20 protein-coding genes are annotated in these 23,407 nt (G+C 69.6%); 11 read left to right on the top strand and 9 right to left on the bottom strand.

All coding sequences use genetic code 11. The annotated features are described in order from the left end of the window. Nucleotides 1-130 precede the first annotated feature (130 nt). From CHB84_RS04105 to CHB84_RS04115, 3 genes are all read left to right on the top strand, one after another. Nucleotides 131-727 carry a response regulator transcription factor gene (locus CHB84_RS04105; RefSeq protein WP_089300146.1) on the top strand — a complete coding sequence of 199 codons (597 nt, stop codon included), beginning with the start codon at nt 131-133 and terminating at the stop codon, nt 725-727. Nucleotides 728-932: 205 nt separating this feature from the next. After that, nucleotides 933-1,505, top strand: a complete 573-nt coding sequence (locus CHB84_RS04110) for a sigma-70 family RNA polymerase sigma factor (RefSeq protein ID WP_089300147.1) — start codon at nt 933-935, stop codon at nt 1,503-1,505. Next, nucleotides 1,506-2,408, top strand: a complete 903-nt coding sequence (locus tag CHB84_RS04115) for an anti-sigma-D factor RsdA (RefSeq protein WP_089300148.1) — start codon at nt 1,506-1,508, stop codon at nt 2,406-2,408. A gap of 86 nt (nt 2,409-2,494) precedes the next feature. On the opposite strand, the gene CHB84_RS04120 is transcribed toward CHB84_RS04115, so the two are convergent. Continuing rightward, the gene (locus CHB84_RS04120; protein WP_245818545.1) at nt 2,495-2,872 is read right to left on the bottom strand and encodes a DUF5319 domain-containing protein; all 378 of its coding nucleotides are present in this window, start codon (nt 2,870-2,872) and stop codon (nt 2,495-2,497) included. Nucleotides 2,873-3,195: 323 nt separating this feature from the next. Between CHB84_RS04120 and guaB the strand changes: the two genes are divergently transcribed. The 3 genes from guaB to CHB84_RS04135 all read left to right on the top strand — a co-directional run bounded on the left by guaB (nt 3,196) and on the right by CHB84_RS04135 (nt 7,825). Continuing rightward, a complete protein-coding gene (gene guaB, locus CHB84_RS04125; protein ID WP_089300314.1) occupies nt 3,196-4,713 on the top strand; it encodes an IMP dehydrogenase in 1,518 nt (505 codons plus the stop codon). Between the two features lie 104 nt (nt 4,714-4,817). Continuing rightward, nucleotides 4,818-5,954, top strand: a complete 1,137-nt coding sequence (locus CHB84_RS04130; protein WP_089300149.1) for a GuaB3 family IMP dehydrogenase-related protein — start codon at nt 4,818-4,820, stop codon at nt 5,952-5,954. A 149-nt stretch (nt 5,955-6,103) separates the two neighbouring features. After that, nucleotides 6,104-7,825, top strand: coding sequence for a GMC family oxidoreductase N-terminal domain-containing protein (locus CHB84_RS04135; RefSeq protein WP_245818546.1), 1,722 nt, complete (start codon nt 6,104-6,106; stop codon nt 7,823-7,825). Nucleotides 7,826-7,839: 14 nt separating this feature from the next. Here the strand turns inward: CHB84_RS04135 and CHB84_RS04140 are convergent, their stop codons facing one another. After that, entirely contained in the window at nt 7,840-9,291 is a 1,452-nt protein-coding gene (locus tag CHB84_RS04140; protein WP_089300315.1) for an aldehyde dehydrogenase family protein, read from the bottom strand. 129 nt (nt 9,292-9,420) lie between these two features. On the opposite strand from CHB84_RS04140, the gene guaA reads away from it, so the two are divergent. Next, nucleotides 9,421-10,992, top strand: coding sequence for a glutamine-hydrolyzing GMP synthase (gene guaA, locus CHB84_RS04145; RefSeq protein ID WP_089300151.1), 1,572 nt, complete (start codon nt 9,421-9,423; stop codon nt 10,990-10,992). Nucleotides 10,993-11,083: 91 nt separating this feature from the next. Here guaA and CHB84_RS04150 read toward each other — a convergent pair whose 3' ends face one another. Both CHB84_RS04150 and CHB84_RS04155 read right to left on the bottom strand, forming a co-directional pair. Then, a complete protein-coding gene (locus CHB84_RS04150; RefSeq protein ID WP_089300152.1) occupies nt 11,084-11,296 on the bottom strand; it encodes a hypothetical protein in 213 nt (70 codons plus the stop codon). Further along, nucleotides 11,289-12,581 (bottom strand): PspC domain-containing protein, encoded by a 1,293-nt coding sequence (locus CHB84_RS04155; protein WP_089300153.1) that lies wholly within the window; start codon nt 12,579-12,581, stop codon nt 11,289-11,291. The genes CHB84_RS04150 and CHB84_RS04155 overlap by 8 nt, the downstream gene beginning before the upstream one ends. A gap of 103 nt (nt 12,582-12,684) precedes the next feature. Here CHB84_RS04155 and CHB84_RS04160 point away from each other — a divergent pair, with 103 nt between their 5' ends. The 4 genes from CHB84_RS04160 to CHB84_RS04175 all read left to right on the top strand — a co-directional run bounded on the left by CHB84_RS04160 (nt 12,685) and on the right by CHB84_RS04175 (nt 17,183). Beyond that, the gene (locus CHB84_RS04160) at nt 12,685-14,073 is read left to right on the top strand and encodes an ATP-binding protein (RefSeq protein WP_089300154.1); all 1,389 of its coding nucleotides are present in this window, start codon (nt 12,685-12,687) and stop codon (nt 14,071-14,073) included. 62 nt (nt 14,074-14,135) lie between these two features. Next, complete coding sequence (locus CHB84_RS04165; protein ID WP_245818565.1) at nt 14,136-14,780, top strand: response regulator; 645 nt, start codon at nt 14,136-14,138, stop codon at nt 14,778-14,780. Nucleotides 14,781-15,093: 313 nt separating this feature from the next. Beyond that, nucleotides 15,094-16,368, top strand: a complete 1,275-nt coding sequence (locus CHB84_RS04170; RefSeq protein ID WP_089300156.1) for a DUF445 domain-containing protein — start codon at nt 15,094-15,096, stop codon at nt 16,366-16,368. Continuing rightward, on the top strand, nt 16,365-17,183 hold the full coding sequence (locus tag CHB84_RS04175) for an Abi-alpha family protein (protein WP_217898463.1): 819 nt from the start codon (nt 16,365-16,367) through the stop codon (nt 17,181-17,183). The genes CHB84_RS04170 and CHB84_RS04175 overlap by 4 nt, the downstream gene beginning before the upstream one ends. Nucleotides 17,184-17,269: 86 nt before the next feature. On the opposite strand, the gene CHB84_RS04180 is transcribed toward CHB84_RS04175, so the two are convergent. The 5 genes from CHB84_RS04180 to CHB84_RS04200 form a co-directional block, all read right to left on the bottom strand. After that, complete coding sequence (locus CHB84_RS04180; RefSeq protein WP_176439772.1) at nt 17,270-18,304, bottom strand: serine/threonine-protein kinase; 1,035 nt, start codon at nt 18,302-18,304, stop codon at nt 17,270-17,272. Continuing rightward, nucleotides 18,270-19,919: a serine/threonine-protein kinase gene (locus CHB84_RS22735; RefSeq protein WP_245818547.1), complete on the bottom strand. Its 1,650-nt coding sequence runs from the start codon at nt 19,917-19,919 to the stop codon at nt 18,270-18,272. Before CHB84_RS22735 ends, CHB84_RS04180 begins: the two co-directional genes overlap by 35 nt. 151 nt (nt 19,920-20,070) lie before the next feature. After that, nucleotides 20,071-20,922, bottom strand: a complete 852-nt coding sequence (locus CHB84_RS04190; RefSeq protein ID WP_089300159.1) for a hypothetical protein — start codon at nt 20,920-20,922, stop codon at nt 20,071-20,073. A gap of 260 nt (nt 20,923-21,182) precedes the next feature. Continuing rightward, the gene (locus tag CHB84_RS04195; RefSeq protein ID WP_089300160.1) at nt 21,183-22,535 is read right to left on the bottom strand and encodes a hypothetical protein; all 1,353 of its coding nucleotides are present in this window, start codon (nt 22,533-22,535) and stop codon (nt 21,183-21,185) included. Between the two features lie 434 nt (nt 22,536-22,969). After that, nucleotides 22,970-23,281 (bottom strand): chorismate mutase, encoded by a 312-nt coding sequence (locus CHB84_RS04200; RefSeq protein WP_089300161.1) that lies wholly within the window; start codon nt 23,279-23,281, stop codon nt 22,970-22,972. Nucleotides 23,282-23,407: the final 126 nt, after the last annotated feature.

Here is a 23,407-nt window from a genome sequence, read left to right on the forward strand (position 1 = left end):
CCGATGTGAGCACGCGTGCAGACATCTGGGCGAAAGTCGCCGAAAAAAAGCCACCGGATCGTGTCAAGGTTGGGCCAAAAGTGTCCGATAGGGGAAGTGGAACGTCACCCGGCTGCAGGAAGGAATCCCCGTGACGACGGTCTTGATCTGCGATGACCGACGCAGTGTTCGCGAAGGACTGACTCGCGTGATGTCGGCTGTGCCCGGAGTCAGCCGAATCGACTGTGTTGCGCACGGAGAGGAGTTGCTGACGAGATACTCGCGGCAGCCGGTCGATGTGGTGCTCGTCGGCACCCAGCGTGCCGTACCGACCGGCGTCGAGGCGACCAGGCGGTTGGTCTCGGCCAGCCCGCAGGCGAACGTGATCGTGTTCGGAGCTCCCGACGACGCGAGCAGCATCGCCGCGGCGATCGCCGGTGGGGCACGCGGTTACCTTCGCTGGGACGCCTCGCGCCCCGAACTGGTCGCGGCCCTCGCGCACACACTCGCCAGTACCTCGGTGCCGACCCAGCGGCAACCCTCCGACCCGGCGGTGCAACTGACCGACCGGGAGCTTCAGGTGCTACGCGGCATGAGCCAGGGGAAGAGCAACGGCCAGATCGGCCGCGAGCTCTACCTGTCGGAAGACACCGTGAAGACCCACGCGCGACGCCTGTTCCGCAAGCTCGGTGTGCGTGACCGGGCGCAGGCAGTTGCCTACGGTTTCCGTCGCGGCCTCGTCGCCTAGGTCACACTCGCGGGCGCGTGGCCGTGACCGCCGCAATGCGGCTGTCGCGGCCACGGCTTCCCGATTCCACAGCGCTCACCATCGACACCTTCGAGGTCAGTGAACCTCGCAGGGTACCGTAGAGTGGTCACCGGCGGCGCTGACCGACCGAGTCCGTGCCGCAACCCCTGCTCGCCTACACGTAACGCCAGGACCCTTGTCTGCGATGTCGAATGTGGGGGATGGACTCGACGAGTCGGTAACGGCTGCGGTCGAGGGCGATCCTCAAGCGATCGAGCGGCTACTATCCGCTATCCGTCCCCTCGTGGTGCGGTACTGCCGCGCCCGGGTCGGGATGCAGGAACGTTCGTTCGCCTCTGCGGATGACGTCGCTCAGGAGGTGTGTCTGGCAGTGCTGACCGCGTTGCCGAGTTACCAGGATCAGGGGAGGCCGTTCCTGGCCTTCGTATACGGCATCGCGCAGCACAAGGTCGCGGATGCGCATCGGGCGGCCAAGCGAAACCGGATCGACCCGGTTTCGGAGGTCCCGGATGACGTCGAGACCGGTGGCGGACCCGAGCAACGTGCTATGCAGGGCGAGCTGAACGCGCGGATGTCGCAGCTGCTTGACGTGTTGCCCGACAAGCAGCGCGAGATCGTGTTGTTGCGGGTCGTGGTCGGGATGTCCGCGGAGGAGGCCGCCGAAGCTGTGGGGTCGACTCCTGGGGCGGTTCGGGTTGCTCAGCATCGCGCGCTCGCGCGGCTGAGGAAGGCCCTGGCCGCGGAGGAGGTGGTCTGAGTGACCGATCGAGAATGGCAGTACGGTCCGGACGGTCAGGACCCTGAGCCCGATGATCTTGCTCAGATCCAGGCCGATGACGCGTTGCTGGACGCTCTGGGTGGTGCCGATCCGAACAAGGCCGATGAGCTCGGAGAGGCGGAGCTCAACTCCCTACTGCTGTCTTGGCGGCGCGACGTGGACAGCGAGTCGATGCCCGAGCTTGTGGACACCGGAACCGCCGTGACGACTGTTCGGACGGCCGAAATGGCCAGGAAGCACAACTCCGGCGCCCGGAGATGGAAGTACCTGGTTCCGGTGGCGGCAGCGGCGACGGTGCTCGGCATCGCGTTCGCGGGCACCGGTATCGCCGCACGGGACGCGCAGCCGGGGGACGCGCTGTGGGGTGTTACCAAAGTGCTCTACGCGGACAAGGCACGTTCCATCGAGGTCGCCTCGGAGGTTCGGCACGACTTCGAACTGGCCCGGTCCGCGATCTCCAAGGGGGAGCTCAACCAGGCTCGTTCGGCGCTCGACGAGGCGAAGGTCGCACTGGACGCGATCGTGCTCGAGGAGGAGCGCGAGGAGCTGAGCGAGCAGCACGAGGAGCTGATGACGCAGCTCGACGAGGACTCCGACGGCGGCAACGGGTCGACGGACGAGGATGACGGCGACGCGGCCCCGGCTGCGGCCGAGACCTCGGAATCCAGCTCGAGCACGGCCTCGTCGACGGAACAGCGCTCGTCGACCCCGGTTCCGACGACCTCGCCGGAACCGACCGAGAGCAGCGAGCCGACCACGACCTCACCCGCCCCGACCTCGAGCTCCACGTCGTCGACGAGCGAACAGTCGCCGCGGATCGGGACGTCCGAGCCCGACGAGGACGGCGGTGACGGGCAGCAGAGCGAGGACAGCGAGGAGTGACGGAAGCCAGCCGTGCGGGTACGGCTGGCTTCCGTCACCGCCGATGCGCACGGCGCGAGCCGGTGCCGACCCGTGATGAGCTCGGTTCAGTTGGCCGTCGTGACGCCGTCGGCGAATCCCCGGCAGTACTCCCAGCTCACGTAGTCGTGCGGATCCGGGTCGAAAGCAGGCTCGTGCGGTCGCATGCGCTCGTCGGTCAGCAGCTGCTCCAAGCTGGCCCGGAGTAGGTGCCACTCGTGGAAGTGCGCTTGCTCACAATCGACGCAATCGACCACGATTCCCTGGACACCGCGTGGCTCGAGGAGCGCCTGGTAGATGGAGAGATCCGCGAGGTCGGCAAGAAGCTCCGCCCGCTCAGCCTCACTGATCGGTTCGCCTCGGTCGTCGTCCATGGCGTCCAAGCTCTTGGCAGGATCGTTCGGATCGTTGGCGAAGGGATCTGGGGGCAACAAGTTGTGCGGCACGCTAGCACGGTACTAAAAGGGGAAGGAGCGTCGCTCGAACAGGGGGGCCGAAACCGCCCGGCGACCTGTGAGCAACCCGCTGTGGTGGTGGGTCGGGTTGTTCACGGTTGTGGGGTTGTTCGGTGGGGTGTGTCTCGCCGGTGGTCGTCGGTCGTGAGCCGGCTGTGGCCGGCCCCCGCCCGGCGACCTGTGAGCAACCCTCCGGGACGGTGCGTGGGATGACATGCAGATACCATGGGCGTACGAGCGTTTCCGGCCGCGCTCGCGTGTTCGACCAGCACCAGCGGCCTACCGACGAGGGTGAGGAAGGTCAGCCATCCACGATGACCACTGAGACCGCAAGTGTTCTTCCCAGCAAGTTCGCCCAGCTCGGCCTGACCTTCGATGATGTGCTGCTGCTGCCGGCCGAGACCGATGTCCTGCCGAGTGGTGTGGACACCAGCGCGCAGCTGGCACGCAACGTCACATTGCGGATCCCGCTGGTGTCGGCGGCGATGGACACCGTCACCGAGGCACGCATGGCGATCGCGATGGCGCGCCAGGGCGGCCTTGGCGTGCTGCAACGCAACCTGTCCATCGACGACCAGGCGATGCAGGTCGAGATGGTGAAGCGATCCGAGGCCGGCATGGTGACCGACCCGGTCACCTGCTCCCCGGAGGACACGCTCGCGGAAGTGGACGCGCTGTGCGCCCGGTTCCGGATATCCGGTGTCCCGGTGACCGACGCGTCGGGAGCGCTGGTGGGCATCATCACCAACCGGGACATGCGGTTCGAGGCCGACCACTCGCAGCCGGTCAGCGAGGTGATGACCAAAGCCCCGTTGATCACGGCGCAGGTCGGCGTGTCGGCCGACGTCGCGCTCGGGCTGCTGCGCAGGCACAAGGTGGAGAAGCTGCCGATCGTCGACGGGGCGGGCAAGCTGCGTGGGCTGATCACGGTCAAGGACTTCGTCAAGACCGAGAAGTACCCGGACGCGACCAAGGACACCGACGGCCGGCTGCTGTGCGCGGCTGCGGTCGGAGTGGGGGCGCACGGGCGGCAGCGGGCGCTCGCCCTTGCCGATGCCGGGGCCGACGTCCTGATGGTCGACACGGCGCACGGCCATTCACGGGACGTGCTGGATACGGTCGCCACGGTGAAGAAGGAGCTCGGCGACACCGTCGACGTGGTCGGCGGCAACGTGGCGACGCGGGCGGGCGCGCAGGCGATGGTCGATGCCGGTGCCGATGCGGTGAAGGTGGGCGTCGGCCCCGGGTCGATATGCACGACCAGGGTCGTCTCGGGCGTCGGTGTCCCGCAGATCAGCGCGATCTACGAGGCGGACCTGGCCTGCCGGCCTGCAGGGGTGCCGGTGATCGGTGACGGCGGAATCCAACAGTCCGGTGACATCGTCAAGGCCATCGCCGCGGGGGCGTCGACGGTGATGCTGGGCAGCCTGCTCGCCGGCACGGCCGAGTCGCCCGGTGATGTCGTCCTGGTCGGTGGCAAGCAGTTCAAGAGTTACCGTGGCATGGGCTCGCTCGGCGCGATGCGCTCGCGCAGTCAGGACGGCGGTGGCGAGTCCTACTCCCGGGACCGCTACGCGCAGGACGATGTGCTCTCCGAGGACAAGCTGATCCCCGAAGGCGTCGAGGGGCGCACCCCCTATCGCGGCCCGCTCGCCAGCGTCGTACAGCAGCTGGTCGGGGGCGTGCGTTCGGGAATGGGCTACACCGGCGCCCGCACGATCGGGGAGTTGCAGGAGGCGCAGCTGGTGCGGGTCACCGCGGCCGGGCTCAAGGAAAGCCACCCGCACGACGTGACGATGACGGTGGAAGCGCCGAACTACACGACCCGGTAACGCGGACGCCCACCGGGGCGGCAGCCCCACCCCGTCCGTGGCAGCCGGGCGGTGCGGGGAGAATGCTCGCGACGCATGCTCGCGTTCAGGCGAAGGGAATTCACGTGCGGGATCTTGTCGAGATCGGCATGGGGCGCACCGCCCGCAAGGCCTATGACCTCAATGACGTCGAGATCGTGCCGTCCAGGCGGACACGCTCGTCGAAGGTTGTCTCCACCGCGTGGCAGATCGACGCGTACCGTTTCGAGCTACCACTGGTCACCCACCCCTCTGATGCGATCGTATCCCCGTCGAGCGCGGTAGCGATCGGTGAGCTGGGTGGTCTCGGCGTGCTCAACGCCGAGGGCCTGTGGGCCAGGCACGCCGACGCGGAGGGAGCGTTGGCCAGCCTCCTGCGTACCGCGGAGAAGGCGGACGACCCCACGATGCTGATCCGTGAGCTGCAGGATCTGCATGCCGCGCCGGTACGCGGGGAACTCATCGCCGAGGCGATCAAGTCGGTACGGGAGTCCGGGGTCACGGTCGCGGCGCGGGTCAGCCCGCAGCACGCGGCGGAGCTCGCTCCCGACCTGCTGGCTGCCGGTGTCGAGCTGCTGGTCGTGCAGGGCACGATCGTCTCGGCCGAGCACGTCGCCCAGGAGGGCGAGGAGCCACTGAACCTCAAGGAGTTCATCGCCGACCTCGACGTCCCGGTGATCGCGGGCGGGGTCAGCGACTACCGGACCGCGATGCACCTGATGCGCACCGGTGCGGCGGGCGTCATCGTCGGCCAGGGCTACACCCCTGGAGTGACCAGTACCGATCGTGTGCTCGGCATCGGGGTACCGATGGCGACCGCGCTCGTGGACGCGGCGGCGGCTCGCCGGGACTACCTCGACGAGACCGGTGGGCGTTACGTGCACGTCCTCGCCGATGGCGGTATCACCTGCAGCGGCGACATCGCCAAGGCGATCGCCTGCGGCGCGGATGCCGTCATGCTGGGCTCCCCGCTGGCAGCGGCCGCTGAGGCGCCGGGGCGGGGACTGTACTGGACGTCGGCCGCTGCGCACCCCTCGCTGCCACGTTCGCGGGTCGCGTCGGCCACCGATCAGGAAGTCGACCTCAAGACGCTGTTGCTCGGTCCGGCCTCGGACGCGGACGGGACGATCAACCTGTTCGGCGCCCTGCGACGGGCGCTGGCCAAGACCGGTTACTCCGACCTGAAGGAGTTCCAGAAGGTCGAAGTGACCGCGCGTGTGTGACGCTCGGCCGGACCCGCGCCGGGGCGAGGGCGTGCGGCCTGCGGGTCGCCTCCCGACGTTGCTCTGTCGACATCGCGCTCTCCAGTCGAGGTGACTGATGGGTAACCTGGCTATGGATCTCCCCGGTACGCGGGGTTATGCTATTTGCTGTGACTGCGCGTAACACCACGGCAAGTGAGGCCGACTACGACGTCATCGTGGTCGGGTCCGGATTCGGCGGAAGCGTTGCCGCGCTACGGCTGACCGAGAAGGGCTATCGCGTCGCCGTCATCGAGGCGGGCAGGCGGTTCAGCGACGACGAGCTCGCCAGGACGTCCTGGGACCTACCCAAGTACCTGTGGGCGCCTGACCTCGGCTGCTACGGGATCCAGCGCGTCCACATGCTCAAGGACGTGATGATCCTCGCCGGTTCCGGGGTCGGTGGTGGTTCGCTGGTCTATGCCAACACGCTGTACCGGCCCCTGCGTGGCTTCTACACCGACAGCCAGTGGGCCCACATCACGGACTGGGAGACCGAGCTCGCCGCGCACTACGACCAGGCGAGCCGCATGCTCGGTGTCGTCGACTACCCGGGCAACACCCCGCACGACGACGTGATGCGCAAGGTCGCGACGGACATGGGGGTCGCGGACAGCCATCACCCGACACCGGTCGCGGTGTACTTCGGCGAGCCGGGCAAGCGTGTGTCCGACCCGTACTTCGGCGGCGCCGGGCCGGACAGGACCGGCTGCACCGAGTGCGGGCAGTGCATGACCGGTTGCCGGGTCGGGGCGAAGAACTCACTGGTGAAGAACTATCTCTACCTCGCGGAGCAGGCCGGGGCACAGGTCATCCCGATGACCACGGTCACCGCGCTGCGCCCCAAGGGGGACGGGTCCTACGAGGTGGACGTCCGCAAGACGGGCCGGCACACCAGCCGGTTCCGGCACACGCTGACAGCCGGGCAGGTCGTTCTCGCGGCGGGGACCTGGGGAACGCAGCGCCTGCTGCATTCGATGCGCGACTCCGGCGCGATGCCGCGGATCTCCGCGAGGCTCGGTGAGCTGACCCGCACCAACTCCGAGGCCATCCTGGGCGCGGGGAGGCTGTCGGTGGATCCCGACGCCGACTTCAGCCAGGGCGTCGCGATCACCTCGTCGATCCATCCGGACGAGACCACCCATATCGAACCGGTTCGCTACGGCAAGGGCAGCAACGCCATGGGGCTGCTGCAGACCATCGCCACCGACGGGGACTCGCCGGTGCCGCGCTGGAAGCAAGCCCTGCGGTACATGGCGCGCCACCCCATCGAGGCCGCCAGGTTGCTGCGCACCTACCGGTGGAGCGAGCGCACGATGATCCTGCTTGTCATGCAGTGCCTGGACAACTCGATCACGACGTTCACCAAGAAGGGCTGGTTCGGTCGTCGGCGCTACACCTCCAGGCAGGGGCACGGCGTACCCAACCCCACCTTCATCAAGGCGGGGTACGACGCGACGAACCTGGTGGCAGAGCACATCGGTGGCGTGGCAGGTGGCACATGGGGCGAGCTGTTCAACATCCCGCTCACCGCGCACTTCATCGGTGGCTGCACGATCGGCTCCACCGCTGACGAGGGCGTCATCGACCCGTACCACCGGCTGCACGGCTACCCGGGCGTCTCGGTCATGGACGGTTCGGCGATCACGGCGAACCTGGGCGTCAACCCCTCGCTGACGATCACCGCGCAAGCCGAACGCGCGTGCTCGTTCTGGCCCAACCGTGGTGAGCACGACCCGAGGCCGGCGCAGCACGAGGGTTACCGGCGGATCGAGGCCGTTGCGCCGCGGCATCCTGCCGTTCCGGAAGGGGCGCCCGGCGCGCTGCGCCTGCCGGTCACCGAGGCGCGCTGAGCCGGCGGCGCGCCCTACCCGAGTTCCGTGCCCGCCTCGGCGAGGAACACGGTCCGGCGGTCGGCGAGCAGCGCGTCCACCATGGCGCGGACTCCCTCCGCGCCGGCCTCCCCGGCTGTGCCGGCCGCGCACAGCTCGCCGGAGAAGGCGGACACGTCACCGATGGTCACGCTGCGGGCGTCGATCCGTTCGCACGCGTGCAGCGCGCGCCGGGTGTCGCGGGTGAAGACGCCTGCCGCCGAGCCGTCCGGCGTGTGGCCGGCCAGCGCGTACGCCTCGTCTGCGGAGCCTGCCACGCGCACCGCCAGCACGGGCCCGGTCACGGGCCGCTCCCACAGCGCGACCCCGGAATCGACGCCGCTGAGCACGGTGGGTTCCACGACAGCCCCGTCCCGCGTGCCGCCCGCCCGGACCAGCGCCCCTGCCGCGGTGGCTTCGGCGATGGCATCGGTGACACCGCCCGCGGCATCCTCGTCCGGCAGCGGGCCGACGTCCACCGCGTCGTCATAGGGGCTGCCGGTCCGTCGCTGCCGTACCGCCTCGCTCAGCAGCGCGACGAACTCGTCGGCGACGGGCTCCTCGACGATCACTCGCTGGGTCGCGCGTGACGTGACACCACCCGGCGCCGTTCCCGCTGCCGCGACGCGTTCCGCGGCGCGGGCCAGGTCCGGCCAGTCGGACAGCACCACCGCTGTGCCCAGGCCACCACCGTCGTGAGTCACCGGCTTGCGGCCGGCAGCCGCGGCGATCCGGTCACCGGTGGATCCCGCTCCACTGGCCAGCACGACGGGCAGCCGGGGATCCGCGGCCAGCGCTCGGGTGGCCTCGTGCCCGGTCGGGAGCACGGAGAACCAGCCGGTGGGCAGCTCCGCGTCGGCGAGCATCTCACCGAGCAGCAGGGCGGACAGCGGTGCCCGCTGAGCGGGCTTGAGCACGATCGGTGCGCCTGCGGCGAGTGCTGAGGCGGCGTGCCGCACCGCCACCCACAGCGGTGCACCGCTCGAACCGATCCCCAGCACCGGGCCGCGGGGCGCCGGGCGGGTGGTCACCCATGCTGCCGGGCGGTCCTGCGCCGCGGGGTGACGGTGGGCACTGCCGGTGCCGCACGGAGCCGTCTCGGCAGCCGCCTCGCAGAACGCCGCGGCCTGCGCGACCTCGGCCGGGGTGCGGGTGATCGGCGTGCCGCACTCCGCGGTGATCAGCTCGGTGATCTCCTCCTCCCGGTCACGTAGCCGTGTCGCCAGCGTGGCCAGGGCGGCAGACCGGGTACGGGCCGGTGTGCCGCGCATTGTCGCCGCGGCCGCGGACGCGGCCTGCACCGCACGCTCCACCTGCTGATCACCGGGTACGGCGGCGTCGGCGACCGGGCTGCCGTCGTAGGGGTGGGTTACGGTCGCCGTCGTCTCACCCTGCTCGGGTGTGCCCGCGACCCAGCAGGCACGGGGCTCGGGCATGATCGTGTCCATACGCTCACCGTATGTGGTCGCCTCCGCAGGAGCGACGGTGGACGGGTGCATCCCTGACCTCCCCGCGCATCCGCACGAGCCCACCTGGGAAGATGAGGACACGGTCCACCAGCCACCGGGAGGAACGCCGTGCCTAGCCCTGTCGGGCCGGATTCGACCGGCCCCGTTCTGGTTATCGACTTCGGTGCGCAGTACGCCCAGCTGATCGCGCGCCGCGTGCGTGAGGCACAGGTGTACTCCGAAGTGGTGCCGCACACCCTGTCCGCGAGCGAGATCCTGAGCAAGCGCCCTGCCGCGGTCGTACTCTCCGGCGGCCCGGCCAGCGTGTACGCCGAACAGGCCCCGGACGTGGCCCCGGAGCTGCTCGATGCCGGCGTTCCGGTCTTCGGGATCTGCTACGGCTTCCAGCTGCTCGCCCGGGCGTTCGGCGGCACGGTGGAGCGCACCGGAACGCGGGAGTACGGCAGGACCGACCTCGATGTGACGGGTACCGGCGGCAAGCTGCACGAGGACATGCCCGGCAGGCATCCGGTGTGGATGAGTCACGGGGACAGCGTGACCGCCGCGCCCGAAGGCGCGACCGTGACAGCGCGTACGGACGGGTCCCCGGTGGCGGCGTTCGAGGACGTCGAGCGCCGCATCGCGGGCGTGCAGTATCACCCCGAGGTCGCGCACTCGCCGCACGGCCAGGAGGTGCTGCGGCGGTTCCTGCACGAGATCGCCGGACTGCGCCCGTCATGGACCACTGCCTCGATCGTGGAGGAACAGGTCGCCGCGATCGCCGAGCGGGTCGGTGAGGGCCGCGCGATCTGCGGGCTGTCCGGCGGGGTCGACTCCGCGGTCGCGGCCGCCCTTGTGCACCGCGCCATCGGTGACCGGCTCACCTGCGTGTTCGTCGACCACGGGCTGCTGAGAGCCGGGGAGCGAGCCCAGGTCGAACACGACTTCGTCGCAGCGACCGGGGTGCGGCTCGTGACGATCGATGCGCGGGAGGAGTTCCTCGGCGCGCTGGCCGGGGTGACCGACCCGGAAGCCAAACGCAAGATCATTGGTGGCGAGTTCATCCGGGTGTTCGAGAAGGCCGAGCGTGACCTCGCCGCGCAGGGTGACTACCGGTACCTCGTACAGGGGACGCTGTATCCGGATGTCGTCGAGTCCGGCGGCGGTGCCGGGACGGCCAATATCAAGAGTCACCACAACGTCGGCGGTCTGCCGGAGGATCTCGACTTCGAGCTGGTCGAGCCGCTGCGCCTGCTGTTCAAGGACGAGGTTCGCCGGGTCGGCCTCGAGCTGGGGCTTCCGGAGACGATCGTCTACCGCCAACCGTTCCCGGGGCCGGGCCTTGCCATCAGGGTGGTCGGTGAGGTCACCGGTGATCGGCTGGACACGCTCCGCGCCGCCGACGCGATCGCGCGTGAGGAGCTGTCCCTTGCCGGGTTGGACCGGGACATCTGGCAGTGCCCTGTGGTGTTGCTCGCCGACGTGCGCAGCGTCGGTGTGCAGGGGGACGGCCGCACCTACGGTCATCCGGTCGTGCTGCGCCCCGTCTCCAGCGAGGACGCGATGACCGCTGACTGGACCAGGCTGCCCTACGAGGTGCTGGAGCGGATCTCGACCAGGGTCACCAACGAGGTGACGGGGGTGACCCGGGTGGCGCTCGACGTGACGTCGAAACCGCCGGGCACCATCGAGTGGGAGTGACCGCTGCTGCCGCGAGTAGGGGGCGAGCCGAAGGACTCCTCGGGTGCCACATATGTACCGAGGGGGTCCCTCGGCTCGCCCCGCACAGCCGTCAGGAGCCGCGGCGCAGGGAGCTGATCAGCAGCACGACGCCGATGGTGATCGCCCCGCCCGACAGTAGCCAGTGCAGGTCCAGGCCGGCAGGCACCATGGCGCCGTCACTGAGCACGTACCCGGCGATCGCCAGCGTCGCGAGGCCGGTGAGCAGCGTGACCACGTCGACGTGGCGGCCGGTCTGCCGGGAGTGCTCGTCGTTCTCAGCCACGCCGGACCTCCACCGTGCCCAACGTGTTGTGCAGGTCGAGGGTGATCAGCCGCCCGGAATCCGGGTCCTGGCTCTCGATGGTGGCTGAGGTCCCGCTGCCGAAGCCGTCCTGGTGATAGCCGAGGCAGTCCACGGTGCCCACGGCGCTGGAGCAGCTGAACCGCACATCGGCGTCCTCCGGCACGGTCACCGTTGTGTTTCCCATGACGTTGCGTACCTCGGTCTCGACCGGATCCGTACCCGACAGGCGCGTCAGGTCGAGCGTGACGTCACCGGCCGCGTTCTCGTAGAGCTGCTGCACCTGTGCGGCCGTGGCCGGTGTCGCGTCGATGTTGCCCCAGCTGCCCCGGTACAGGTCGTGTCCCGGTATCGCGGTCAGCACCAGCCCGGCGACCGCAAGGGGCGCGGCCAGCGCGATCAGGCCGCGGCCCCCGCCGAGCAGCGAGCCCGCCAGCAGGCCGAGCCCGACCACGGCGAGCGCCAGCCCCACGATGTGCTGCGCGGAGAACCACGGGTGGCCCGCCAACCCGAGCGCGGTGCCCGCACCCGCGACGAGCAGGGTGGCTCCCGTGGTGATCAGCCCGACCCGCGTGCGGCTGCGGGGAGCGCCGGTGACGGGCGCGGGCTCGGCCGCGTCCTGCTCGGCGAACTCCCACCCGAACGGCGATCCCCCCAGCGGGTCCCACGACTCAGGCGACCGGGCTGCCCCGGTCGCCGAGCCCTCCGTGCTGTGCGATGCCGCGCCTGCCGCGTATGGGTCGTGCAGGGAGCCGCTCGGTGTCGCCTGGCCGGGGTGCGCGCCGGCGCCGGACCCTGAGGTGGGCGTGACCGGCCGGTTCTCGTGCCCCCTGCTGCGGTGCAGCAGGTACAGCCCCACGGCGAGGAGCACGAACCCGACGAACCCTCCGCCGTGCATGCCCATGCCCAGGGTCCCGCTCGCCACCGGGATGAGGGCGATGCACAGCACGATGGTGAGCGTGTGGGACGTCGAACTACGACCTCGCCCGAGAAGCGACTCGACGGGCGAGACCTCGTCGCCCTCCTCGGGGAAGATCAGCCATCCCACCAGGTACGCCAGGATGCCTGCACCGCCGACGAACGCCGCCACCGCCAGCGCGACGCGCACGACGACGGGATCGATAGCGTAGCGGTTGCCGATCGCCGCGGCCACTCCGGCGCACTTGCGTCCACGTCGCGGCCTGCGCGGTCTGCTCGCCCACAAGTCCCGCAGCGTGGCCTCGATACCATCGGCCGCCGATGACGTCGTGCCTCCTCCAGCGTTCATACCACGATCATCCGCTGTGCGGCGCCTGCCGGCATCAGGGACCATCCCTGAGATTGCTCATGGGGGCGTTCCCTGATGCGCCGGCCGGGTGAACCGTGTGAACATGGACCTTGTGCAGGAACGGGCCCCAGCGCAGGATGCTGAGCGTGAGCTCTCGGCCGCGCCTGCCGAGGTGCCGGAGCGCGCGGGTGCCGAGCCGCGCCCGACCCCGGACGCCCACAGCGCCGAGCTGACCGAGAGCGGGCGTGCTCCGAAGCTGTACCGCAGCCGCAGTGGCCGCGTGATCGCGGGTGTATCGGCAGGCCTCGCGGAGCATCTCGGCGTGCGGGTGCTGTGGGTGCGGATCGCGTTCGCCCTGCTGTGCGTGCTCAGCGGCGCAGGCCTGTTCGCGTACGGGCTGCTGTGGATGTTCGTTCCGCAGGGCGCGAGGAGCGACACCGAGCCCGACGTGTCGGCGACCGAGCGCCAGCAGGCGTTCGGGGTGCTCGCTCTCGCGGTGGGGCTCACGGTCGCGGGCGGCATGCTCTCCGGCGTGTTCAGCGGTTGGATGGCCGGACCGCTCGCGCTGGCCGTGCTCGGTGCCGTCGTGGTGTGGCGGGAAGCCGACGAGTCGCAGCGGTACCGCTGGCGTACCGGCGCCAGGGCCGGCGTGGCGGGCATGGTGCGTGGCCGCGGTGGCTGGACGGCGACGGTACGGATCGTCGCAGGGTCACTCCTGGTGGCGTCGGGGCTCGGCCTGGTACTGCTGCGCGGCGGGAGCTTCGACCAGATGCAGTTCGCGCTGCTGGCGGTACTCGCCACGTTGGTCGGGGTGGCCGTGCTCACGGTGCCGTTCTGGCTGCGCATGGTGCGTGACCTCGGCGAGGAGCGGCGCGCGCGGATCCGTACCCAGGAACGCGCCGAGATCGCCGCGCACCTGCACGACTCGGTGCTGCAGACGCTCGCGCTGATCCAGAAACAGGCCGAGGCGCCGCGCGAGGTGGCCAAGCTCGCGCGCGGGCAGGAGCGGCAACTGCGCAGGTGGCTGTACGGACCGTCGGGCTACGGCTCCGGCGGGCAGGCCGCCGACCCGGCGGAGAGCGCGGAGCAGTACTTCGCGGCGGCGTTGCAGGCGGCGAGCGCCGAGGTGGAGGACAGTTTCGGTGTCGCCGTCGACCAGGTCGTCGTCGGCGACACCGAGCAGGACGGGCAGACCGGCGCGCTGGTGATGGCGGCGCGGGAGGCGATGATGAACGCGGCCAAGCACGCGGGCGTCGCCGAGATCAGCGTCTATGCCGAAGTCGAGCCGGAACAGGTGGCGGTGTTCGTGCGCGATCGGGGGAACGGCTTCGACCCGGAGCGGGTACCGGAGGATCGGCGGGGTCTGATCGAGTCCATCCACGGCAGGATGGAGCGTCACGGTGGCGACAGCACGGTGCGCGCCGCGCCGGGTGCGGGCACCGAGGTCGTGCTCACCATGCCACGGGTGGTGACAACGGAAGGGGCATCGTGACAGGGAACGAGAGCGCGGATGGTGACGCCACCGCCCCCGCGGGCGGTGGCGATACCGGTCCGGTGACGGTCTTCCTCGTGGACGATCACGCGCTGTTCCGGGCGGGCGTGCGCACCGAGCTGGAACAGATCAGCGAGCGGGTTGACGTGGTCGGTGAGGCCGGTTCGGTACGGGAGGCGGTCACCGGCATCGTGCGGACCCGACCCCAGGTCGTGCTGCTCGACGTGCACATGCCCGACGGCGGTGGGGCCGAGGTCCTCCGGCAGCTGCGCCCGGAGCTACCGGAGGTGGTCTTTCTCGCCCTCTCGGTCTCGGATGCGGCCGAGGATGTGATCGCGGTGATACGCGGGGGTGCACGCGGCTACGTCACCAAGACGATCTCGTCCGACGAGCTGGTCAACGCCGTGCTACGAGTCGCAGAGGGGGACGCGGTGTTCTCTCCCCGGTTGGCGGGGTTCGTGCTCGACGCGTTCGCCGACCGTCCGGGCGCGGCACCGGTATCCGATCCGGAGCTGGACGTGCTCACGGTGCGGGAGCGCGAGGTGCTGCGGTTGCTCGCGCGGGGATATGCCTACAAGGAGATCGCCTCGGAGCTGTTCATCTCTGTGAAGACCGTGGAGACGCACGTGTCGAGCGTGTTGCGCAAGACGCAGCTGTCGAATCGCTACGAGCTGTCCCGCTGGGCATCGGATCGCAGGCTGGTGTAGCGCGGCGGGAACCTGCGCGGGCGACGGGTTGTGCCGCGGCTGAGGTGGCCGGTCCGTGACGAGGAGCACCGGCGCTCGTGTCACCTGTGTCATAGCAACTCCGGGTCCTGGTGCGGACAGTGGGGGAGCGGTCATTCCGTGTGACTGATGGCGTAGGTTTGCACCAGCCGTGCGGGAGTCCGGCGCGAGGCAGGTCACGGGCTTGTGCCGGGTGATCCGGCCGAGTGAACAGCCCGACCTACGAACAGCCCGCAGCCCGCTCGTGTATGCGATCCGAGTTCTGCCGGTGCGTTGCCAGGAGGATCACACGCGAATGGAACAGGAACTGCTGCTCCATTTGATCACGATACCGCTGTTCACCGGAGGTATCGGTTATGTGACCAACTGGACCGGCGTCATCATGCTGTTCCGTCCTCTGCGTTTCTACGGTGTTCGTGTCCCCGGCCTGAAGGTGCTTTTCCCGTTCTTGCCCCGGCGCATCCAGATCGTCCCGGCGATCAGCTGTGACGGTCGTTTCGGTTGGCAGGGGATCGTTCCCTCGCGCGCGTCGAAGATGGCGAGTATCGCGGTGGACAAGGGGCTCGCCAAGCTGGGAAGTATATCCGACTTCTATCGCGAGCTGGATCCGGACAGAATCGCTCAACAACTGACCCGGGTAGCCCAGTCCGAGATTCGCGATGTGGTGGAGCGGATCATGGAGAGGGAAGAGCCCGAGCTGTGGGCCGAGGCTCCGCAGCAGGTCAGGAATGCTGTGTATGAGCGCGTTCGGGCGCAGCTCCCGAGTATCGTGCGCGATCTGACGGCCCGGATCGGCGAGAACATCGATCAGTGCATCGACGCCAAACTGATGGTGATGCGCCACCTGGAGCGCCATCCCGAACTGCTGAACGACATGTTCAAAAAGGTCGGCAAGAAGGAGCTGAGGTTCATGCAGAACTTCGGCTTCTACTTCGGGTTCCCGATGGGGTTCGTTCTCGTCGCGGCCGTCGAGATCTGGCCGTACTGGTGGGTTCTTCCCGTCGGTGGCGTCATTATCGGGTACGTCGTGAACTATCTCGGAATCGCGATGATATTCGAGCCCGTGTACCCGAAGAGGTGGGTTCCGTGGCGCCAGGGGCTGTTCATCAGGCGCAAACCCGAGATCGCAGACGTATACGCGAAAATCATCTCGGACAACGTGATAACTATTCAGAACGTGGGGCGGGAGCTGCTGCACGGGGCCCGCTCGGACCGTACGCGGCAGCTGCTGGAGTCCGCGTTGCGTCCTGCGGTGGACCGTGCGATGGGCCCCGTCCGCCTGCCGGTCCGGCTGGCGATGGGCGCGGGGACGTACGAGCGCATCCGTAGCTCGGTGGCTGTCGAGGCCGGCGCGTTCGCGCCCATCGCGTTCGACGATGAGCGATTCAACGTGCAGCAGGCCAACCGGATCTTCCGGTTCGTCGGTGCGCAGATGCGCATGATGAGCCTTGACGACTTCAACGAGCTCATGCGTTCGGCGATCAAACAGGATGAATGGTTGCTGTTCCTGCACGGTGCCGTGCTCGGGTTCGGCGCGGGCCTTCTGCACCTGGCGATATTCGGAGTGTGAGCGTATTGGGAGGACACGACGGCATGCGGCGGTACGGCACGGCCCACGGGTCGAGGAATGCGGATGCGAGCCTGATCGACGCGGCGCCGGGGTTGGCGAAGCTGGCGGCGACGGGGTGCGCGCGGATCGTGACGTGGGCTGTCGACACCACCGTGCAGACAGGCACACGGGCAGTCGTTTCCGCGGTCAACGGGGCGGCGCCGACGCGGCTCGCCCAGGACGCCGCGAGCGAGCTGGTCGTCCGTACCCGCAGGGCGCTGGGGGCGAGCGAGGAAGGGCAGGTCCGGAAGTTGCCGGGCAGGAGCGTGAGCGTGCACTGCTCGGCCGAGGAACTGCGTTCCCGTGGCGCGGAGCTGCTCTACCGTTCGGCGGACGTGCGTTGCACCGAAGGGATGCACCCGGCATACGAGCGGATCCTCGACGAGATCGCGCCGGACGAGGCCAGGATCTTACGCCTGCTGGCCGTGCGGGGGGCGCAGCCGACCGTCGACGTGCGGACGGGACGGCCGTTCGGCGTCGGTTCGGAGCTGGTGGCCGAGCGGATGTCCATGATCGGGCAGGAGTCGGGGTGCCGGTATGTCGAGCGAACCGGCGCTTACCTGAACAACCTGTTCCGGCTCGGGCTGGTGTGGTTCTCCTCGGAGAAGGTCGAGCCCGGTCGCTACCAGGTGGTGGAGGTCCAGCCCGCGGTCATCGAGGCGATGCGGAGGGCAGGCCGATCCGCGAGCACGGTGCACGGAAGCGTGCACCTCACCGCTTTCGGCCTCGACTTCTGCTCGGTCTGCCTCCCGCTGGACGGTCCCGTGCGCAGCTGACGTCACCCGCCCGGAACGCGTCGTACGGAGCGGCCGTGCGCGGTCACAGGCGCCGTGTACCCGCTACACCGAAGGGGCGCTACGTGTCACCGCATCAGCAGTTCGACGACCAGGATCCCGCACAGCGCGGCCGTGCAGAAAGCGAGCACGGTGACGGACACGCGGGCGACGAGCCGGCCTCGTCCCCTGCGTTGCGGTGTGCGTGGTCGCACGGGTGCCGTATCGCGCACCGCGGGTCGTGACGGGGGCGGTGCTGCCGCCGAGCGCTGGGTGAGCGGCGGCTTCGGCGATCGGTCGGGTGCCGACAGCGATGCGGGGTCGGGCGATCGTCCGTGTGCCAGCGCGGTCAGGGCCTCCTCGACCCCGCGCATCGTGGGACGGGCCGCGGGGTCGCGGGTCAGCATGCGTAACAGCACGTCGTGCAGCGTGCCCGTGGGGCGGGCGGTCCCTTCGTGCTCGGGCAGCGGCGTTCCGGTAGTCGCGCGGTGCAGTGTCGCCCCGAGCGAGTACACGTCAGCTGCCGCGGTAGCGGCGAGGGTGTCGCGTACCTCGGGTGCGCGGTACGGCGAGTCCCCGTACGTCAGGCCGACGACGAAGTCGGTGATCTGCACGTCACCGTCCTCGTCGAGCAGTACGGCCGCAGGATCGACGGCACGGTGCACGAGCCCGAGGTCGTGCGCGGCGCGCAGTGCGCAGGCCAGTCGCATGCCGAGGGTGCACACCTGTGCTGCAGGGAAGGGGGAGCCCGCTGTGAGTACGTCGGACATCGTCCTCGAGGGAACGTACTGCGTGATCAGCCAGATATCGTCGTGCTCGGCCACGGCCCCGTAGACGGTGACGGCATACGGATGGCGCAGCTCGCTGGCCAGTTCGGCGTCCCGCAGCGCCAGTGCCTCGGCGCGTTGGGCAGTCTGCCCGGGTTCGTCGTCGGCATGCCCGCGACGGGCACACAGCGGCCTGGCGGCAACGGTGCGATGCAGCCGTTCGTCGCTGGCGAGCCAGACGACGCCCCACTGCCCGCGGCCGAGCGGCTGCTCGAGCCGGTATCGGCCGCCGATCAGAGTGCCCTCGCCCGACACGTAACCCCTAAATCCGACCAGTGGTAGCGGTGTTCTGGTCACCCTCCGCGGCACCGCCGTCGCCGCCGTCATCGGTGCCGTCGTCACCACCGGTGTCGTCGCCGCCGGTCTCGTCGCCACCGGTGTCGCCGCCGTCATCGGTGCCGTCGTCACCACCGGTGTCACCGCCGCCGGTCTCGTCGCCACCGGTGTCGCCGCCGTCATCGGTGCCGTCGTCGCCGCCGGTCTCCTCGCCACCGGTGCCGTCACCACCGGTCTCGCTCGACGTGGGGTGGGTGGTCGTGTCCCTGGATGTGGTGGTGCTGTCCGTGGGGTCGGCGGTGTCGGTGGTGCGCGCGGGCCGAGTGGTCGGCTCGGGTTCCGGTTCCGTGGTCGTCCGTTCCCGTGACGTGGTGCTCGTGCGCTCGGCACTCGTCGTTGGCGTCGTCGTGTCGTCCGTGACCGGCGGTGCCGGTGCCTCGCCGTGTGACTGGTCCTGGTCGCCGAACACCCACACGGTCAGTGCGACGATGAGGCTCACCATGAGCCCGCTCGCGACGAGCGGTTTCCAACCGCGTCCCGATCGGCTGTGCTCTGCGTCGGTGTCGGTGCCCGAGCCTTCGGGGCCGGGTTCCGAGCCCGTCGCGGCCATCGGCGCTACGCGGGTCGCGTCAGGCCCGTCGGCGGCCACGCCGGTGAGGGTTCCTGATGTGCTCGACGGCTCCGCGTCGTCGTAGAGCATGTCGGCGGGGTCCTCGTCGGCCCCGGCGAGTCCGGTAGCGGCGAGTCCGGTAGCGGCGAGTCCGGCAGCGGCGACGCCGGACTCGTGCGTGACGGGGCCGCCCACCGGCGTCTCGCCGCGGGCGACTGCGGCCAGTACCTCCTCTGCCCGCTCGGCGTCGGGTCGTTGCTCCTTCGCCGGATGGAGCAACAGGGCCAGAACGCTGGTCAACGGGCCGGACTGGACAGGGGGGTAGATCTGGCCCGCTGCTACGGCATGCAGCAGGCTGAGGGTGTTCTCGCTGAGACCGAAAGGCGGTTGCCCTTCGCTCGCCGCGTACAGGGTGGAGCCAAGGGAGAACACGTCGGACTCCGGGCCCGGCTCGTTGCCGAGCGCGACCTCGGGGGCGAGGTAGGCGGGGGTGCCCGCGATCAGTCCGGTCTTGGTGACGCTGACATCGTCCTTGGCTTTCGAGATGCCGAAGTCGGTGATCTTCACGACGCCGTCGTCGGTGAGCAATACGTTGCCCGGTTTGATGTCGCGGTGCACGATGCCGACCTGGTGGGCGCTCTTCAGGGCGGAGGCCACTTGCTGGCCGATCCGTGCGACCTCCAGTGGCGGTACCGATCCCCTGTCCTGGATCAGGGTCGCGAGGCTGGTGGACTCCAGGTACTCCATGATCAGGCACGGTTGCCCGTGCTCGTCGGTGACCGCGTCGAAGACGGTGATCGCGTTGGGGTGGTGCAGGCGCGCGGCGATGCGCCCCTCGCGCATCGTGCGCTGCCGCGCCTCCTCCGCTTCCGCGGACTCGAGCCCGGGCTGCAGGAGCAACTGCTTGATGGCGACGACACGCCCCAGCAGCTCGTCGTGACCCTGCCAGACTGCCCCCATCGCACCGGTACCGATTCGCCGGGTGATGCGATAACGGTCGGCGACAAGTTGCCCCTCGTCGCTCACTGCGTCGCCTCTCTCATGGTCGGTATCGGTTGTCTCCCCAGCCCGCGGCGCCACCACCGGATAGCGGTGTGCGTGGCTCACTGCCGTCCCTGCCGATGTGACCGGTTCGTGACAAGGCTATGCGTTCACTCTCCGCACATGAATCTGGCACTCAGGAACCCTGGAGAGGCACGTGCTGGGAGGACAGCAGCCGTACCTCGGTGATGCGGGGCTCGGGTTCGGTCGAGACATGGAGGAGCTGGTCGAGCCGGAGGCGAGCACCGGTCGGGTCCGTCAGTGTCACCAGGGCGCGTATCACGTCGTCCGACTGGATACGTAGCTCGTGTACCTCCAGATCCGACGCGGTTCGCCAGATGTGTGCCCGGGAGGCCCGGGAAGGCTCGATGGAGGCCTCGACGACCTCATCGGTGAGCATCGCGATCGCACCCTCGGGATCTGTCGCAACGCGATCGTAGAAGGTGCGCACGACATCCTCCGCGGACGGCGGGCTATCGGCCGCCGTGGAACCGGCTTCCTGCTCGCGTTGAGATGGTTGCGGTGCACGATCGGTTGCCCGGTCTGTCGCCGAATCGGGTGAGATCGGTTCGGGGTTGCCGGTACTGGGGGAGGCACCGGCCGTGGCATCTCCGAGTGGCGGGGCCGCCGTTGCCAGGAGCGCCCGCATCCCGGTCGCGGTGCCGGCGTCGAGCGTGGCGGTGCGCGCCGGTTCGGGCGACGCGTCGACCAGTGCGGGCGCGGTCGCGATGGCGCCACACAGCAGCGCCGTCGCGACCACGAGCCCGGCGAGCTTCACGGCGCGCGTGATCGTGCCGCCCGGCTGGGCCGTCTCCGGCTGGGCCCCCTCCGGTCTGGAGCCCTCGGTCCCGGTGGCATCGTCCCTGGTCGGGGACGCGGTCGTGGCCAGCACGGTCGGATCGCGCAGCAGTGCATCCAGCTCGCCGTGATCGATCCACGGGTCGTCGTGCAGCTCCGGATCCAGCAGCTCGACGGTCGAGCGCGGCACGGCGCCCGTGCGGCGCTGCGTTCGCCTTCTCCGGGGCACCGTCTCGACCCCCTTGCTCGCTCGCTGCGTAGTGGCGGCGTGTCCGGCTCGTCCTCGGTCGCGCTCGTGATCGAGCGGTCCGTCATCGGATGCGCTGCGTTGCTGGTGGTCCTGTAGCCCAGGAAACAACGTGAGTGCTGCTGCTGCCAGCCGTCATCGGCGAGGGTGCGTCCACGGTCGGCGAGCGGTGCGTGAATCGTCTGTTCGGGTGAACAGCACGCTCAATCCGAGGTGATCTTGTCACCTTCCTCGAACCGCAGGGTGCGCTGCTCCTCCGTGCTCGACCCGTCGTTGTAGACGACCTTGACCGTGTTCACGGTCATGCGTTTGCGCTGGTCGATATGGATGTGCTCGATCTCGAAGTAGGCGATGTGGGAGTACCGTTCGGCGATGCCGTCCGCGCCTTCCTCGTGCAGCTCGCCGCCGGTCTGTTCGTGCGCACGTTCCGGGTTCTCGGTGATCTCGTTCAGGAAGATCTCCGATCGGTCCCCCATGGTCTCGGCGTCCGGAGGGAACGAGTACAGGGGAGCACCGCGGGTCTCGCGTGGTGCCGGGCTCGGTGACGGCTTCTGCGGCGGTCGCGTGGTCGTCGGGGACGCCGATCCGGTGTCCCGGCCGCGCTGCGACGTCCCGGAGCTCCCGGTTCCTGCGGATGCCGAGTCGGCTGCTTCCGGCGTGCGGACACCGGCCAGATCGCTGATGCGCTCGGGGTCGGTCGTGGTGGCCGGACCGCCCTCGGTGGTGGTGGTGTCGGCCCCTGGCTCGTCGGTCGGGCCGGGAAGCCCGTCGTGGTGCAGTTCGGGCTGGTCCCCGCGAAGCCCTGGCCAGCCGTCGTCGGCCAGCTGGTCGGTGGGCTGGCTCACCAGGTGCGAGCCGGCCACGAGCAGCGCGACGACGACTCCGCCGGAGGACATCGTCGCGAACCAGGCGGCCTTGCGCCAGGAGCGCGGTGGGGTGACCGAAGCCGGGACGGTGCCGAGGTCGAACTTGCCGAGGCCGTCCGGGGGCGGCGCCGCGTATACCCGGGCATCGTCCTCCGGTTCGTCCTGCGGGATGAGGGTCACTCGGGTACGTGCCGGACGCTTGTCGTCCACGCCCACCCGTTCGGGGGGCGCCAGGGGTGGTTCGTGCGGCTCGGCGCCGGCCGTCGCGAGATCGCCGCCGTCGCGCTCGGGCGGCTCGACCGGAACCGCAGCCGGCTCGGCAGGGACCGCGGGTGGATCCGGTGCGAGGGCCGCGCCGCCGGAGGAGGTGTCGGTGGGCAGGGTGCCCGCGATGTTTTCCCGTTCCGGCTGCTCGGGAGGTCGCCATGGGGAGTTGTCGGCGGTGGCTGGTGGGAAGGCGGCCGGTGCAGGCGCAAGCGAGCCGGAAACCGAGGTACTCGTCCCCGCCCTGGGTGCGGTGCTGGTCGCCACGCCGGCGGCCGGGGTGCTGTCCGGACCGTCGGGCACCCGGTGGCGGGCTCCGCCCGCGCGCTTGGGCACGGTCGGCGTCCACGTCGTCGACCCGCCGCTACGGCGGTGCCGCCCCGGCAGGGTTGGTTGGTCCTCCGGATCGTTGCTGTCGTGGGTCATGCCGTCGTGACCCTCCCTTGGCTCCCGTCTGACGGCACACCCCAGCATATGCCCTCGAATGGAGCAGTGGTATGCGGCTCGGCCGCGGCGGCGTACCGGTTACCCCGCGCGTGGTACCGCGTGCCGGCGCTGTCCGGGTGCGCCGGCCGCGTACGCAACGACGGGGCCGAGGTACTCACGCGAACCAGGGTAAGCCGATCGGTGTCTCATCACAGCACCGGACCCTGATAAAGGAGAGAGATCACTCCGACGCGCGCCGCCATATGGGTGATACCCGAGGAAACATGTGCTAAGAGAGCTCGCAATGCTTGCGCACTACCGCGCGATGCGGTAGGGGGACTGGGTCGACAGCGGTGCCGATGCCGCCGCTGTCCCGCTTCCCACCGCGAGCGCGATCGCGAGGACGGCTGCACGACCGCCTCGTGCCTGCACGCTTACCGGCCGAGCCGCCCGCGGCCCAGGTTCAGCAGCGCCATCGCGAGCTGGCGCCCTTCCGGTCCGAGTTCCCCGTAGCGGGTGAGTACGTCCATCTCCCTGTTGTAGACGATCCGGGTGCCGCCCGCGGCCATTCGCGCGGCGCCGATCCGGCGGGAGACGTCGACCCTGCGCTTGATCAGCCTGAGAATCTCGTCATCGAGCCAGTCGATCTCGTCTCGGAGTTGGTCGACGTCGGCGGTCTCGGCGGTATCAACGTCGGAGACTGGTTCTTCGTCGTGCTCCGCGCCTTCCGGTGCCCGTGTTGTCATGTGATCCTCCGGTCGGTCCGGATGTCGCCAGTCCCCTGAGACAACGAAAGCCCCAGGGTCTGCTGACTCCGGGGCTTGCTGTGATTGCTGGCTGTGCACTACGCGATCACGGGAGCCGGAGTCCGG

Source organism: Haloechinothrix alba, assembly GCF_900188115.1.
Lineage (GTDB): Bacteria > Actinomycetota > Actinomycetes > Mycobacteriales > Pseudonocardiaceae > Haloechinothrix > Haloechinothrix alba.